This is a genomic window from Erwinia sp. V71, assembly GCF_965644245.1.
In the GTDB taxonomy this organism is placed as follows: Bacteria; Pseudomonadota; Gammaproteobacteria; order Enterobacterales; family Enterobacteriaceae; genus Erwinia.
In genome coordinates this window covers 16,589-30,620 of the sequence record NZ_CBFFRK010000048.1, presented here as the reverse complement: position 1 = coordinate 30,620, position 14,032 = coordinate 16,589, and the positions used below count along the sequence as shown (strand labels likewise).

9 protein-coding genes are annotated in these 14,032 nt (G+C 55.5%); 6 read left to right on the top strand and 3 right to left on the bottom strand.

Annotation, left to right across the window (positions count from 1 at the left end; all coding sequences use genetic code 11):
• Positions 1-429: 429 nt before the first annotated feature.
• Positions 430-921 (top strand): hypothetical protein, encoded by a 492-nt coding sequence (locus ACSZO1_RS11980; RefSeq protein WP_437612802.1) that lies wholly within the window; start codon positions 430-432, stop codon positions 919-921.
• Between the two features lie 59 nt (positions 922-980).
• On the opposite strand, the gene ACSZO1_RS11975 is transcribed toward ACSZO1_RS11980, so the two are convergent.
• Both ACSZO1_RS11975 and ACSZO1_RS11970 read right to left on the bottom strand, forming a co-directional pair.
• Positions 981-2,225 (bottom strand): LVIVD repeat-containing protein, encoded by a 1,245-nt coding sequence (locus ACSZO1_RS11975; RefSeq protein WP_437612801.1) that lies wholly within the window; start codon positions 2,223-2,225, stop codon positions 981-983.
• Between the two features lie 16 nt (positions 2,226-2,241).
• Positions 2,242-3,309 carry a sugar ABC transporter substrate-binding protein gene (locus ACSZO1_RS11970; protein ID WP_437612799.1) on the bottom strand — a complete coding sequence of 356 codons (1,068 nt, stop codon included), beginning with the start codon at positions 3,307-3,309 and terminating at the stop codon, positions 2,242-2,244.
• A 263-nt stretch (positions 3,310-3,572) separates the two neighbouring features.
• Between ACSZO1_RS11970 and ACSZO1_RS11965 the strand changes: the two genes are divergently transcribed.
• Together ACSZO1_RS11965 and ACSZO1_RS11960 are read left to right on the top strand one after the other, a co-directional pair.
• Entirely contained in the window at positions 3,573-4,667 is a 1,095-nt protein-coding gene (locus ACSZO1_RS11965) for an oxidoreductase (RefSeq protein ID WP_437612797.1), read from the top strand.
• 41 nt (positions 4,668-4,708) lie between these two features.
• Positions 4,709-5,260, top strand: a complete 552-nt coding sequence (locus tag ACSZO1_RS11960; RefSeq protein WP_437612795.1) for a DsbA family protein — start codon at positions 4,709-4,711, stop codon at positions 5,258-5,260.
• Between the two features lie 269 nt (positions 5,261-5,529).
• Here ACSZO1_RS11960 and ACSZO1_RS11955 read toward each other — a convergent pair whose 3' ends face one another.
• A complete protein-coding gene (locus tag ACSZO1_RS11955) occupies positions 5,530-7,119 on the bottom strand; it encodes a PTS transporter subunit EIIC (RefSeq protein ID WP_437612793.1) in 1,590 nt (529 codons plus the stop codon).
• A 243-nt stretch (positions 7,120-7,362) separates the two neighbouring features.
• On the opposite strand from ACSZO1_RS11955, the gene ACSZO1_RS11950 reads away from it, so the two are divergent.
• The 3 genes from ACSZO1_RS11950 (at position 7,363) to ACSZO1_RS11940 (ending at position 14,021) form a co-directional block, all read left to right on the top strand.
• Entirely contained in the window at positions 7,363-9,672 is a 2,310-nt protein-coding gene (locus ACSZO1_RS11950; RefSeq protein WP_437612791.1) for an FdhF/YdeP family oxidoreductase, read from the top strand.
• Between the two features lie 166 nt (positions 9,673-9,838).
• A complete protein-coding gene (locus tag ACSZO1_RS11945) occupies positions 9,839-11,773 on the top strand; it encodes an exoribonuclease II (protein WP_437612789.1) in 1,935 nt (644 codons plus the stop codon).
• A gap of 181 nt (positions 11,774-11,954) precedes the next feature.
• On the top strand, positions 11,955-14,021 hold the full coding sequence (locus ACSZO1_RS11940; protein WP_437612787.1) for a carbon starvation CstA family protein: 2,067 nt from the start codon (positions 11,955-11,957) through the stop codon (positions 14,019-14,021).
• Positions 14,022-14,032: the final 11 nt, after the last annotated feature.

Genomic DNA, 14,032 nt, shown 5'->3' with positions numbered 1-14,032 from the left:
GGTTCCGGCAGCCTTCAGTGGTCTTTGCAGAGTTAAGACAGGCGGCTTAGCGTTGCACTTCGAACTTGAATCCGCCATCAAATTATCGATAAGGCATTTATTTGATTTTTCACCAGAATATCACTCTTTCCCGCCGTTTTTAATGCCATTTTCCCACTGGACAAAGAAAAGCCAATAATGTACTGTTCGCTAAATGAGCAGAATAAAATTATCCTTATTTTACAATGAATTGAATGAGTATAATTTGAAAGGAAAGCGTCTCAGCGTTACCGCTGGCACAACGACAATTTTCATGGATGAGAGCAATAACAAATGACAAACCCACTCTGTTTGCCTTACCACTTTTCGTCAGATATCTGTTCCTGGCGGCCAGGAGAAAGCCGTGTCGGGATGAGTAATAGCCTACGCCGAATGAATGGAGGCGCCAGTATGACAGGAAGGTTAGATCGCCTGGAGCAGCACGTTGATGCCATTGAAACCACACTCTCGGGTTTACACGGTGCCGTTATGCACATTGACGAGAAGCTGGAGCAGCAGGCTGATGGCGTTAGCCGCCAGATGCAGAAAGTGTCCGATGGTTTTGACATGCAGTCGCAGAAACTGGTCTCGCTGATTGAGCATCAGACGGTGATGTTTGGTGCGCAGCTGGAAAAGCTGAATGACAAAATTGACCACCAGGGTCAGTTGTTCGAAGCCAGACTTGAAATGCAGTCGCAGCGATTTGATGCCAGACTTGATCGCCTTGACGACAAAATTGAACATCGCACGCAATTTCTGGAACAGAAGATAGAGAACCAGGCCATTAATCTGGATGGCAAACTAAAAGACCAAAAGCTCGCCATTATTCTCTGGATTCTTGGTTTACCGAGCCTGGTGTTTGGATTGTACGAACTGTACAAAATAGTGGTCAGTGCGCAATAAGCGCAGTAACAGACAACGATACGAGCAGATTCCCCCTCCCGCACGAGAGGGGGAACGAGTTACCCCAGATACTCAATAATCGACAAGCCACCGTTATAGTCGGTGCTGTAGATAATCCCCTGCGCATCAACGAACACATCGCAGGACTGAATCACCTGCGGCCGTCCGGGACGGGTGTCCATCATTTTCGCTGGCGCCGCGGGCACCAGTGCGCCGGTTTCCACCGGCCGATACGGATTACTGATATCGTAAGCACGTACACCGGCATTCTGATAAGTGGCAAAGATCAGAGTGGAACTGATAAAGCTGCCAGGCCGGTTTTCATGCAGGTTATGCGGGCCAAAATGCGCCCCTTTCGCCACATAATCCGTCTCATCAGGCTGCGGAAAAGTAGAGATACTGACCGGGTTTGACAGTTCGCGAATATCGAACAGCCAGATCAGTTTCTCACCATCTTCCTGATTATCGAGCACCGCTTCATCCAGTACCACCAGCAGATCGCGATCCGGCAGTGGCAACGCAGTGTGGGTGCCGCCACCAAACGGTGGACTCCAGTTGCGATGACTAATCAGCTGCGGCTGTGTGCGATCTTTGACATCCAGGATGGTCAGACCGCCATCACGCCAGCAGCCGTATGCCGTATCGCCACTGATAATCGCGTGATGCAGTGCATAACGCTTACCTTCAGGCCAGTCTGGTGTTTCACCCTGCGCCTCGTTCATGCCCGGCAACCACCATCGCCCAGCCACTTCCGGTTTACGCGGGTCAGCAAGATCGATAGTGAGGAAGATATAGTCGGTGAAGCCATCGATCAGTGCCGATACATACGCCCAGCGCCCGCCGACATACCAGATACGGTGAATACCAATCCCTTCCAGCGACAGAAAGCCAATTTCACGTGGCTTATCCGGCGTCGAGATATCAAACACCCGTAGTCCGGCACTCCAGCCCTTCTCGCTGACATCACGCACGGTATCGCCAACCGAACGGGTGTAATACACCTTTTCATCGGCGAAACGCACATCAGCAAACAGGTCACGGGCATTAATCACCAGCAGCAGATCGTCATGCGCCTGCAGATGCACATTCCAGGTTCCAGGCGGTGCCGCAACATAACCGACAGCTTTTGGATTCTTTGCATCGCGCACATCGACGATGGAAAAACCCTGCGACACCATATGGCCGATATAAGCAAAACCGCGATGCACCATCAGCTGGACGCCATCCGGGCGTCCGCCCTGGTCGCTGTGGCCGATCAGCCGCATATTGCGGCTGAATTCGGGACGCGGTAACTCAATACTCATAACCGCTCCTTAAAGATTACTTTTTATTTTTCGCTTCCAGCGTCGCGAACCACGGTGCGATAAAGTCTTCGGTCTGGCCCCAGCCTGGGATGATTTTACCCAGTGACGCAACGTTTACCGGGCCTGGCTGGCTGGCCAGCAGTGCCTGTGGAATCGCGGCAGCTTTAAAGTCATAGGTGGCTGGCGTCGGTTCGCCGGCAATCTTGTTCGCCACCAGACGCACGTTGGTTGCGCCAATCAGTTTCGGGTCCACCGCCACACTCACCACCCACGGACTGCCTGCTTCGCGCATCAGTTGCAGATCCTGGTTGGAAATATCGATGCTGTAGAGTTTGATTTCAGTACGACCATTCTCTTTCAGCGCTTTATAAGCGCCCTGGCTGAAAGCATCCCAGGTACCCCAGATAGCGTCAACCTTGCCTTTCGGGTATTTCGCCAGCACCGCGCCGACTTTGTTGGCGGTATCGCCCTGCACATCAGAAGAGACCGCGCCGATGGATTCCAGCTCATGAATGCCTGGATTCTGCTTCAGCAGCGCCTGAGCAGCAGCCTGACGACGTTCCATTGGCGGGAAACCGGCGACCCACAGTCTGATAATATTGGCTTTGCCGTTGAAATCTTTGATTAACTGGCCCAGAGAGTGATTGGTCAGTGAGGCGTCATCCTGCTGCGTCACCGTCACACCCGGGATTGTGCCCGTTACTGCGGTATCGAACACCGACACCGCAATACCCGCATCACTGATACGTTTTACCAGCTGAGTGGCATACGGGTCACGGCCCTGTGACAGAATAATGCCGTCATATTTCTGGCTAATCGCCTGATTCACAAAGTCCTGGAAACGCGCATCATCACCATTACTGAGGAAAGTGCTCACTTTAAAGCCCAGCTTTTTGCCTTCCTGCACCGCGCCTGCGACAAACTGAGTGGTGTTGTCGTCTGAGCCAAGGTTACGGATCACGGCGATGCGGATTGGGCCGTCATGATTAGCAATCGCCGCCGGGATCGGCGCCGGTGTGGCAGCGAAAGCAGGCAGTGCGCTAAACAGTCCTAAAGCCAGTAAAGAGAGCGAAAATTTTTTCATTATAATTCCCTGTCTGATGTGATGGTGGTCGCTGGACAATACAGGCGATCATTGCTTCCAGCGAGCAGTAACCGCGGTGAATAATAACTTGATTTAGCGAATTTTTCACAGCCGCCGCTTAACAGCAATAACTGAAATAGCATAAGATAAAACCAAAAGTTATTAGCCATCTGGATGTCTATATATAACATCGGTTTAATCAGGTTACCAGCGGTCCGTTTTTCTGCAGTACCGCCTCCACGACTTACACACAAGGACTTACCATGAGCAACACAGATATCCGCGTCGTTCCCGGCCCCGCCAACTACTATTCTCATCCCGGCGCACTGTCACGTCTGGGTGAACTGTATAGCGAAGACGCGCTGTCACGTGCGGTCTGGGTCTATGGCGAGCGTGCTATCGCTGCCGCACGACCTTTCCTGCCTGCATCGTTTAACGCGGCAGGTGCGAAACGTTTACTGTTTAAGGGCCACTGCAGCCAGCGTGATGTCGATCATCTGGCACAGGATGCCGGAGCGGATCGCTCCGTGGTCATTTGTGTCGGCGGCGGTGCGCTGCTCGACAGCGCCAAAGCGCTGGCACGTAAACTGGGCCTGCCGCTGGTCGCGATTCCAACCATTGCCGCCACCTGCGCCGCCTGGACGCCGCTTTCGGTCTGGTATAACGATGCTGGCCAGGCACTGCATTTCGAAGTCTTCAATGATGCCAATCATCTGGTGCTGGTGGAACCGCAGATCATCCTTGAAGCACCCATGGAATATCTGCTGGCCGGTATCGGCGACACGCTGGCGAAATGGTACGAGGCGGTGGTGCTGGCACCACAACCTGAGACGCTGCCACTGACTGTGCGACTGGGGATTGATGCCGCACTGGCAATCCGCGATGTGCTGCTGGAAAAAAGTGAAGCGGCGCTGGCAGATCAGCAACGTGGCGAACTGACGCTGGCCTTCCGCGATGTGGTGGATGCCATTATCGCTGGCGGTGGTATGGTCGGCGGGCTGGGCGAGCGTTTCACCCGTATTGCGGCCGCGCATGCTGTCCACAACGGCCTGACCGTGCTGCCACAGACCGACAAATTCCTGCACGGCACCAAAGTGGCGTATGGCATTCTGGTCCAGAGCGCATTGCTCGGTCAGGACGATGTGCTGGCGCAGCTGATTGCGGCTTACCAGCGCTTTAACCTGCCAACCACGCTCGCCCAGCTGGAGGTGGATATTGAGGACCGCGCGGCGCTGGATCAGGTTATCGCTCACACCCTGCGCCCGGTGGAGTCGATTCACTATTTGCCGGTTGAGCTTAATGCGGATACGCTGTACGCGGCGTTTGTCAAAGTGGAAAACGCGGCTCACACAGCCTGAACACCCAGCCAGACGCACGATATTCACTCACAGGAGTTATGATGAGCCAAACAAACGCACAACCTCTGGTCTGGGGACACGGACCGGCGGTATTCGAAATTTTTCTGGAACCAACCTGCCCGTTTTCGGTACGTGCATTCAATAAGCTGGACGCGTTGCTGGCGCTGGTGGGCGAAGACAAGGTGACGGTCAAAATCCGTCTGCAATCGCAGCCGTGGCACCTCTATTCCGGTGTGATTGTGCGCGCTATTCTTGCGGCGTCTACCCTGGCGGAAGGTAAAGCCGCCGCACGTAAAGTGCTGCAGGCGGTAGCCGATCACCGTGAAGAGTTTGAGTTCACCGACCACTGTAGCGGCCCGAATATGGACACCACGCCACAGCAGATTATCGAACGCATCGAGCACTACAGCGGCGTCAGACTGGCGGAAGCCTTTGCCCGCCCTGAACTGCAGAATGACATTAAATGGCACTGCAAATATTCACGCCAGAACGGTATCCACGTTTCGCCAACGTTCCTGGTCAACGGGCTGGTTCAGGCCGATTTGGGCAGTGGCGATGATGTGAGTGTCTGGGCAGAACGCATTCTCGCGTAACCACTAAACATCTTCGACCCACAGACAATAAAAAAACAGGCAACACATAAAGCCTGGATTTCGGGGAAACGTGCCGATGGCTCCGAAGCGGCTTGTCCGCGGAGGACCGCGGCATGGTCGCCCCGATGTATCTCGAACCCACAAATGTTCAGCAACAGGCAACACAAAAAGCCTGGATTTCGGGGAAACGTGCCGGTGGCTCCGCAGCGGCTTGTCCGCGCAGGACCGCGGCATGGTCGCCCCGATGTATCTCGATCAATCAGGCAACGTCACCCCACCCCAAGCGCCGTTTTCACTTCCCTGGCGATTTTCTCCACCTGCGGACCATAAATCACCTGCACATCATGGTCACTGACGCGATTAACGCCATTCGCCCCGGTGGTCATCAGCGTCTGATCCACCACCTCTTTCATCTCCTTCACCCGCACACGTAAACGGGTGAAACAGCAATCGACATCCTCAATATTCGCCTCACCGCCCAGACCACTGATAATCACTTTGGTACGCTCACTGGCATCAACCGGCGCTGCGGCCTCGGCATCGTCAGATTCACGGCCCGGCGTCTCGACATTCAGACGGCGGATAACGAAGCGGAAACTGTAGTAATAGATCGGCACATAAAGCGCGCCCAGCGCAACACTCCACCACCACTGCGTCTTGCTGCCTCCGAGAATGCCAAATACCACCAGATCAATCGCGCCCCCCTGCACATTGCCGATCATCAGATGCATCACGGACATCAGCATAAATGACAGACCACTCAGCAGTGCATGCAGGATATACAGCAGCGGCGAAACGAAAATAAAGCAGAACTCCAGTGGCTCGGTAATCCCGGTGGTAAAAGAGGTCAGTGCACCCGCCAACACCAGCGCCTTCACCCGCTGCTTATGCTCCGGGCGGGCACAATGGTAAATCGCCAGCGCTGCCGCGGGCAGACCAAACATCATCACCGGAATCTTCCCCTGCGCCAGAAAACGCGTGGCCGTGCGAACAATCTCATCAGGAATTAAACCGGGATGAGTCAGTGCGGCATTAAAGATATTCAGCGCACCGACAATACTTTGATTATCCACCGTGGCGATGCCGCCAATCGGCGTAAAACGCACGGTTTCATTGAGAATATGGTGCAGACCGGTCGGGATCAGCAGCCGTTCAAACGTGCCGTAAAGAAACGCGCCATACTGCCCGCTCTTGCCGATCAGCTCGCCGACCCAGGCAATAGCCGCACCAATCGTCGGCCAGACCAGCGCCAGCAGCACCCCGACCAGCGGCAACACCAGCACCGTAACAATCGGCACAAAGCGCCGTCCGCCGAAGAAGCTGATCGCCGTCGGCAGTTGCTGAGTATAAAAATGATTATGCAGCACCACCGTCACCAGCCCGGCAATCACTCCTCCCAGCACGCTCATGTTGTAGGTAAAAATCCCCAGCATCGCGATATATTCCGCCGAGGTCATCATCGCCGTGGTCTGATCCATCCCTGCTTTTTGCAGCGCCTCCGCCGTGGTCGTCGCCGCTGTTAACCCCTGCGCGCCCAGCGTCGCGCTGACGCCGACATGCATGGCAATAAAACCAATCACCGCCGCAAAAGCAGCAGTGGGTTTCTCCGCCTTTGCCAGTCCGATGGCACTGGCGACGGCAAAAAATACCGGCAGATTAGCAAACAGTGCCCCGGCGACCTTGCGGATAAAACCAATAATCAGCTGTGGCGTCTGTAACTGCGCGAAGGCGTCGCCGGTAATCGCCGGATTCTGCAACGCGGCGGCGACACCGAGGAAAATCCCGGCAGCCGCAATCACCGAGATCGGCATCATCAGCGCCTTACCGAAGACATGAACCTGACTGGCTAACTGTTTCATTATCCGCCTCTGGATTATTCTCCAAAAGAATAATTATTAGCCAACAAATTCATTAGCCGCCCTTTATGGCGACGGGAGGGAGAGCAAAACTTGATGGCGGTCACAATTTAACCCGCCCCACGATAAACCGTAACTATCGCACCATTCAGGCAATCAATTAGACAATTTTTGCTAACAGTCGCAGACTTTGCGCGAAAGCGGTAATAATTTATTAACAACTCAGAAACAATACCTGCAGCCATTATGAAATTTAAATCAGCAATTAAACCTTACCAGGCCGCTGCTGGCGGCTGGGGTTCACTGGAAGCCACCACCCGTTTCGTTTTCGACAGTAAGCAAGTACTGAAAAACATGCGCAACCTGATGCGCATGAACAAAGCCAAAGGCTTTGACTGTCCGGGTTGCGCGTGGGGCGATGACAACAAAAGTACCTTCAGTTTCTGTGAGAACGGCGCGAAAGCCGTGACCTGGGAAGCGACCCGTCGTTTTGTCGATGCCGAATTCTTTGCAGCACACAGCGTCACTAAGCTGTACCAGCAGAGCGATTACTTCCTTGAGTACCAGGGACGCCTGACAGAGCCGCTGCGCTACAACCGCGAAACCGACCATTACGAACCGATCAGCTGGGACGATGCCTTCGCGTTAATCGCGCAACATATTAAGGCGATGGATAATCCAGATCAGATGGAGCTGTACACCTCCGGCCGCGCCAGTAATGAAGCCTCATGGCTTTACCAGCTGTTTGGTCGCATGCACGGCAGCAATAACTTCCCTGACTGCTCGAATATGTGCCACGAGGCCAGCGGCAGCGGCCTGAAGCGCAGTATTGGTGTCGGTAAAGGCACCATCCGCCTGCAGGATTTCGATCAGGCTAATGCGATCTTTGTCTTCGGTCAGAACCCGGGCACCAACCACCCGCGTATGCTGCACAGCCTGCGCCACGCTGCCGATCACGGCGCAAAAATCGTCACGTTTAACACCCTGCGTGAACGTGGTCTGGAACGTTTTGCTGACCCGCAAAAGCCGCTGGAAGTGATCACGCCGATGGCCGGCACCATCAGTTCTACCTATTACCAGCCAAATCTCGGCGGCGATATGGCCGCAGTGCGCGGGATGGTCAAAGCGCTGAATGAAACCCATAAAGCACGTGTCGCCGCCGGTGAAAAAGGCCTGTTTGATGAGGACTTTATTGCCGCCAATACGCAGGGCGTTGATGCCTATCTGGCGCAGGTTGAAGCCACAGAATGGGCGAAAATCGAGCAGCAGTCTGGTCTCAGCGAGCAGCAGTTGCGTGAAGCAGCGGCTATCTATCAGAGCGCTGAACGTGTGATTTGTACCTGGGCGATGGGTGTGACTCAGCATAAACACTCGGTCGATACCGTACGCGAGATTGTTAACCTGCAACTGCTGTTTGGCCAGTTGGGTAAACCTGGCGCAGGTCTGTGCCCGGTGCGCGGCCACAGTAATGTGCAGGGTAACCGCACCATGGGTATTGATGAGAAGCCAAGCCAGGCATTCCTCGATGCACTGGGCAATCATTTCGGCTTCGAACCGCCACGCGAAATCGGTCATAACACCGTTGAAGCGCTGGAAGCGATGCTGCGTGATGAGATCAAAGTGCTGATTGCGCTGGGTGGCAACCTGGCCGCCGCCGCACCGGACAGCCCGCGTACCGAAGAAGCACTGCGTCGCTGCGGCCTGACCGTACAGATCAGCACCAAGCTGAACCGCAGCCACCTGGTGCCGGGACGTGTCGATGCGCTGATCCTGCCTACCCTCGGACGTACCGAACAGGATATCCAGGCCAGCGGCCCGCAGTTCATCACCGTGGAAGACTCCTTCAGCATGGTGCACGCCTCAGAAGGCGTGGGTAAACCGATTGCCGACACGCAGCGTTCAGAAACCGCGATTGTGGCCGGTATCGCCAACGCAGTGCTGGGCAGCGACAAACTGGACTGGCTGGATCTGGCGAGTGATTACAACAAAATCCGTGACCATATCGCCGCGACCATTCCGGGCTTTAAAGATTTTAATCAGCAGTGTGAAAAACCGGGTGGATTCTACCTCGGTAACGCCGCGGCGGAATTACGCTTTAACACCCTGAATAACAAAGCACAGTTCAGCGCGGCGGCCCTGCCGGACTCGCTGTTCCCGCAGCTGGGTGACACCGATGTGCCGTTCACCCTGCAGACACTGCGTTCGCACGACCAGTACAACACCACCATTTATGGCCTCGATGACCGTTATCGTGGCGTGTACGGGCAGCGCGAAGTGCTGTTTATTCACCCGGATGATCTGGCGGAACTCGGTCTGCAGGCAGGCGAGAGCGTCGATATCGAAACGCTGTGGAATGACGGCATCACCCGTAAAGTGCACAACTTTAAGCTGGTGTCCTACAACATTCCACGTGGCAACCTGGCAGCCTACTACCCGGAAACCAACCCGCTGGTACCGCTGTCCAGCTACGGTGACATCAGCGGCACGCCGACCTCCAAGTCGGTGCCGGTGAAAATCACCCGCTCGCAGCCGGTTGCCAGCCAGCGCATTGCGTAATATTTGTTCGTTGTAACGGAGAAGAGGGTCTGCCAGTGCAGGCCCTCTTGTTTTTTTGCGCCACGCCACGGGTGGAATCACCGCCCAAAGCGCAATTCACCCTTGCCCGCAGGCGGTTAATCGCGTAAAACTGTCTGCCGCTCTTAGGCCACGAAAATAACTGATTATGTTCCAGGATAACCCGCTGCTCGCGCAGCTTAAAGAGAAGCTCCACTCCCAGACGCCGCGTGTTGAGGGTGTGGTAAAAGGCACAGAAAAAAGCTTCGGCTTTTTAGAAGTCGACGCACAGAAAAGCTACTTCATTCCGCCACCGCAGATGAAGAAAGTGATGCATGGCGATCGCGTAGTTGCCGTTGTGCAGACCGATAAAGATCGCGAAACTGTCGAGCCGGAAAAACTGGTTGAGCCATTCCTGACGCGCTTTGTTGGCCGCGTGCAGAAAAAAGATGACCGCCTGTCGATTGTCCCCGATCATCCGCTGTTAAAAGATGCCATCCCCTGCCGTGCAGAGCGTGGTGTGCAGCACGATTTCCAGGCCGGTGACTGGGCAGTGGCCGAAATGCGTCGCCACCCGCTGAAAGGCGATCGCGGCTTTTATGCCGAACTGACCGAATTTATTGTCACTGCGGATGACCATCTGGCGCCGTGGTGGGTCACCCTGTCACGCCACAATCTGGAGCGTGAAGCACCGGAAGCCAGCGCCAGCGACATGCAGGATGAGCAGCTGACGCGTGAAGACCTGACCGCCCTGTCATTTGTCACCATCGACAGCGCCAGCACCGAAGATATGGATGATGCGCTGTATGTGGAAGAGAATGCCGATGGCAGCCTGAAACTGACCATTGCCATCGCCGATCCGACCGCATACGTAACGCCAGGCAGCGAGCTGGATAACATCGCCGCACAGCGCGCGTTCACCAACTACCTGCCAGGCTTCAATATCCCGATGCTGCCACGCCAGCTGTCGGATGATATCTGTTCCCTGCGCCCTGATGTGCGCCGCCCGGTGCTGGCCTGCCGTGTCACGGTCGCCGCCGACGGTACGCTGGCTGACGATATTCACTTCTTCGCCGCCTGGATCGAGTCGAAAGCCAAACTGGTGTACGACGACGTCTCTGACTGGCTGGAAAACACCGGAAGCTGGCAGCCGCAGTCTGAGGCGATTGCTGATCAGATCCGCCTGCTGCACAAATTATGTCTGGCACGCGGCGAATGGCGTCAGAAGCATGCGCTGGTGTTTAAAGATCGCCCGGACTACCGCTTCCTGCTGGGTGAAAAAGGTGAAGTGCTGGATATCGTCGCGGAACCGCGCCGTATTGCCAACCGTATCGTTGAAGAAGCGATGATCACCGCCAATATCTGCGCCGCTGTCGTGCTGCGCGATAAGCTGGGCTTCGGTATCTACAACATTCACCTCGGCTTTGACAGCGTCAACGCTGAACAGGCTGCGGCGATTCTGGCAACCAACGGTGTGACAGTCGATGCCACCGCGATTACCACGCTGGAAGGCTTCCGTAACCTGCGCCGCGAGCTGGATGCCCTGCCGACGCAGTTCCTCGACAGCCGTATCCGTCGTTTCCAGTCATTCGCGGAAATCAGCACCGAACCCGGCCCGCATTTCGGCCTTGGCCTGGAAGCGTATGCCACCTGGACCTCACCAATCCGTAAGTTCGGCGACATGGTCAACCATCGCCTGCTGAAAGCGATTATCAAAGGTGAAGAGATTGCCCGTCCGGCCGATGACGTCACGGTAAGAATGGGTGAGCGTCGCCGTCTGAACCGCATGGCGGAACGTGATGTGGGTGACTGGCTCTACTCCCGCTTCCTGCAGAAATCGGCAGGCACCGACATCCGTTTCAGCGCGGAGATTATCGATATCTCACGCGGTGGCATGCGTGTGCGCCTGCTGGATAACGGCGCAGTGGCCTTTATCCCGGCACCGTTCATTCACGCAGTACGTGATGAAATGGTCTGCAGCCAGGAAACCGGCACCGTACAGATCAAAGGCGAAGTGGCGTATCGCGTCACTGACGTGATTGACGTCACCATCGCTGAAGTCCGCATGGAAACGCGCAGCATCGTGGCGCGCCCGGCGGCATAACGCTTTACCTCTGCGGGATAACGGTCGTTATCCCGCACTCTCCGCTCTTCCTGTTTTTCTCTGCCTGAAAACGTATAAAACTTCACATTTTTCCAACCATTTACTATCGCTAACAAAGTTTTACATTATGTTTAAGTCGTGACTTCCTTGCAGTTTCCGTTGGTTCAACAAGGAGTATGTGATGAAAAACGTCAAAACCGTGGCGATATGGTTAGCCGTGGCGTTACTGGGCGCGTTTGCCTTTGGCATGCTGGCGCTCAGTCGTGGTGAACCGGTCAACGCTGTGTGGCTGGTGGTGGCAGCGGTATCCTGCTACAGCATTGCTTACCGTTTCTACAGCCTGTTTATCGCGCGTAAAGTGTTTGAACTGGACGACCGACGCCGCACTCCGGCGCTGCGGTTAAATGACGGCCTGGACTATGTCCCCACCAATCGCTGGGTACTGTTCGGGCATCACTTCGCGGCGATTGCGGGGGCAGGACCGCTGGTTGGCCCGATTCTGGCGGCGCAGATGGGCTTTCTGCCGGGCACCATCTGGATTCTGGTTGGCGTGATGCTGGCGGGCGCAGTGCAGGACTTCCTGGTGCTGTTTATCTCCACCCGCCGCGATGGCCGTTCGCTGGGCGAAATGGCGCGTCAGGAACTGGGCCATTTCGCTGGCGTGGTCACCATGCTTGGCGCACTCGGCGTGATGATCATTATTCTCTCCGCGCTGGCGCTGGTGGTAGTGAAAGCACTGGCCAACAGTCCGTGGGGGCTGTTTACTATCGCCGCGACCATTCCGATTGCACTGCTGATGGGCGTCTATATGCGCTTCCTGCGGCCCGGGAAAATCGCTGAAGTGTCGATTATCGGCTTTGTGCTGATGATGGCAGCGATTGTCTACGGTGGCGATATCGCCCAGCATCCTTACTGGGGGCCATTCTTCACCCTGAAAGGCACCTCGCTGACGCTGGTGCTGGTGATTTACGGTTTTGTCGCCTCCGTATTGCCAGTCTGGTTGCTGCTGGCACCGCGTGATTATCTCTCCACCTTCCTGAAAATCGGCGTGATCATTGGCCTCGCCATCGGCATCGTCTTTGCCGCACCGGAAATGAAGATGCCGGCGATTTCGCGCTTTATTGATGGCAGTGGTCCGGTGTTCTCCGGCGCGCTGTTCCCGTTCCTGTTTATCACCATTGCCTGTGGCGCGATTTCCGGCTTCCATGCGCTGGTTTCCAGCGGCACCACGCCCAAACTGGTGGAACGCGAAAGCCATATCCGCTTTATTGGCTACGGTGCGATGCTGATGGAGTCGTTTGTCGCCATTATGGCGCTGATCTGTGCTTCGGTGATTGATCCTGGCGTTTACTTCGCCATGAACTCTCCGGCGGCGCTGATTGGCACCACGGTGGAGAATGCCTCGCAGGTGATTAACAGCTGGGGCTTTATCATCACCCCGGAAGCGCTGACCGCCATCGCTAATGATGTGGGTGAAGCGTCAGTCCTTTCCCGCGCGGGCGGCGCACCGACGTTTGCAGTCGGTATGGCGCATATCATTACTGAGATCTTTAATAATCGCTCGATGATGGCGTTCTGGTATCACTTCGCCATTCTGTTTGAAGCACTGTTTATTCTCACCGCCGTGGATGCCGGGACGCGCGCCTGTCGTTTTATGGTGCAGGACCTGGTGGGCACCGTGGTGCCATCGCTGGCGAACAACCGCTCCTGGCTGGGCAATCTGGCGGGTACCACCGTCGCAGTGGCGGGCTGGGGCTTCTTTGTCTATCAGGGCGTGGTCGACCCGCTGGGCGGTATTAACACGCTGTGGCCGCTGTTTGGTATTGGTAACCAGATGCTGGCATCGATGGCGCTGATCCTCGGCACCGTGGTGCTGTTTAAGATGAAAAAACAGCGCTATGCCTGGGTCACCATTCTGCCGACGGTCTGGCTGTTTATTACCTCGATGACGGCAGGCTGGCAGAAGATTTTCCACGAAAAACCGGCCATCGGTTTTCTGGCGCAGGCCAGACGTTTTGCTAAAGGGATCGAAGAGGGTGTGGTGATCGCCCCGGCAAAAAGCGTGGCAGATATGCAGACCATTGTGATGAGTAACCAGATTAACGCGGTGCTGTGCGGCTTCTTTATGCTGGTGGCGGTCACAATGCTGGTTTCGGCGTTCTTTGTCATTCGTCGCGCGTTACAAAGTAATGTGCCGACCGCACATGAAGCCGACATTTCGCTGCATGAAGAGGAAAAACAGGCCTGATATCCCGGGAA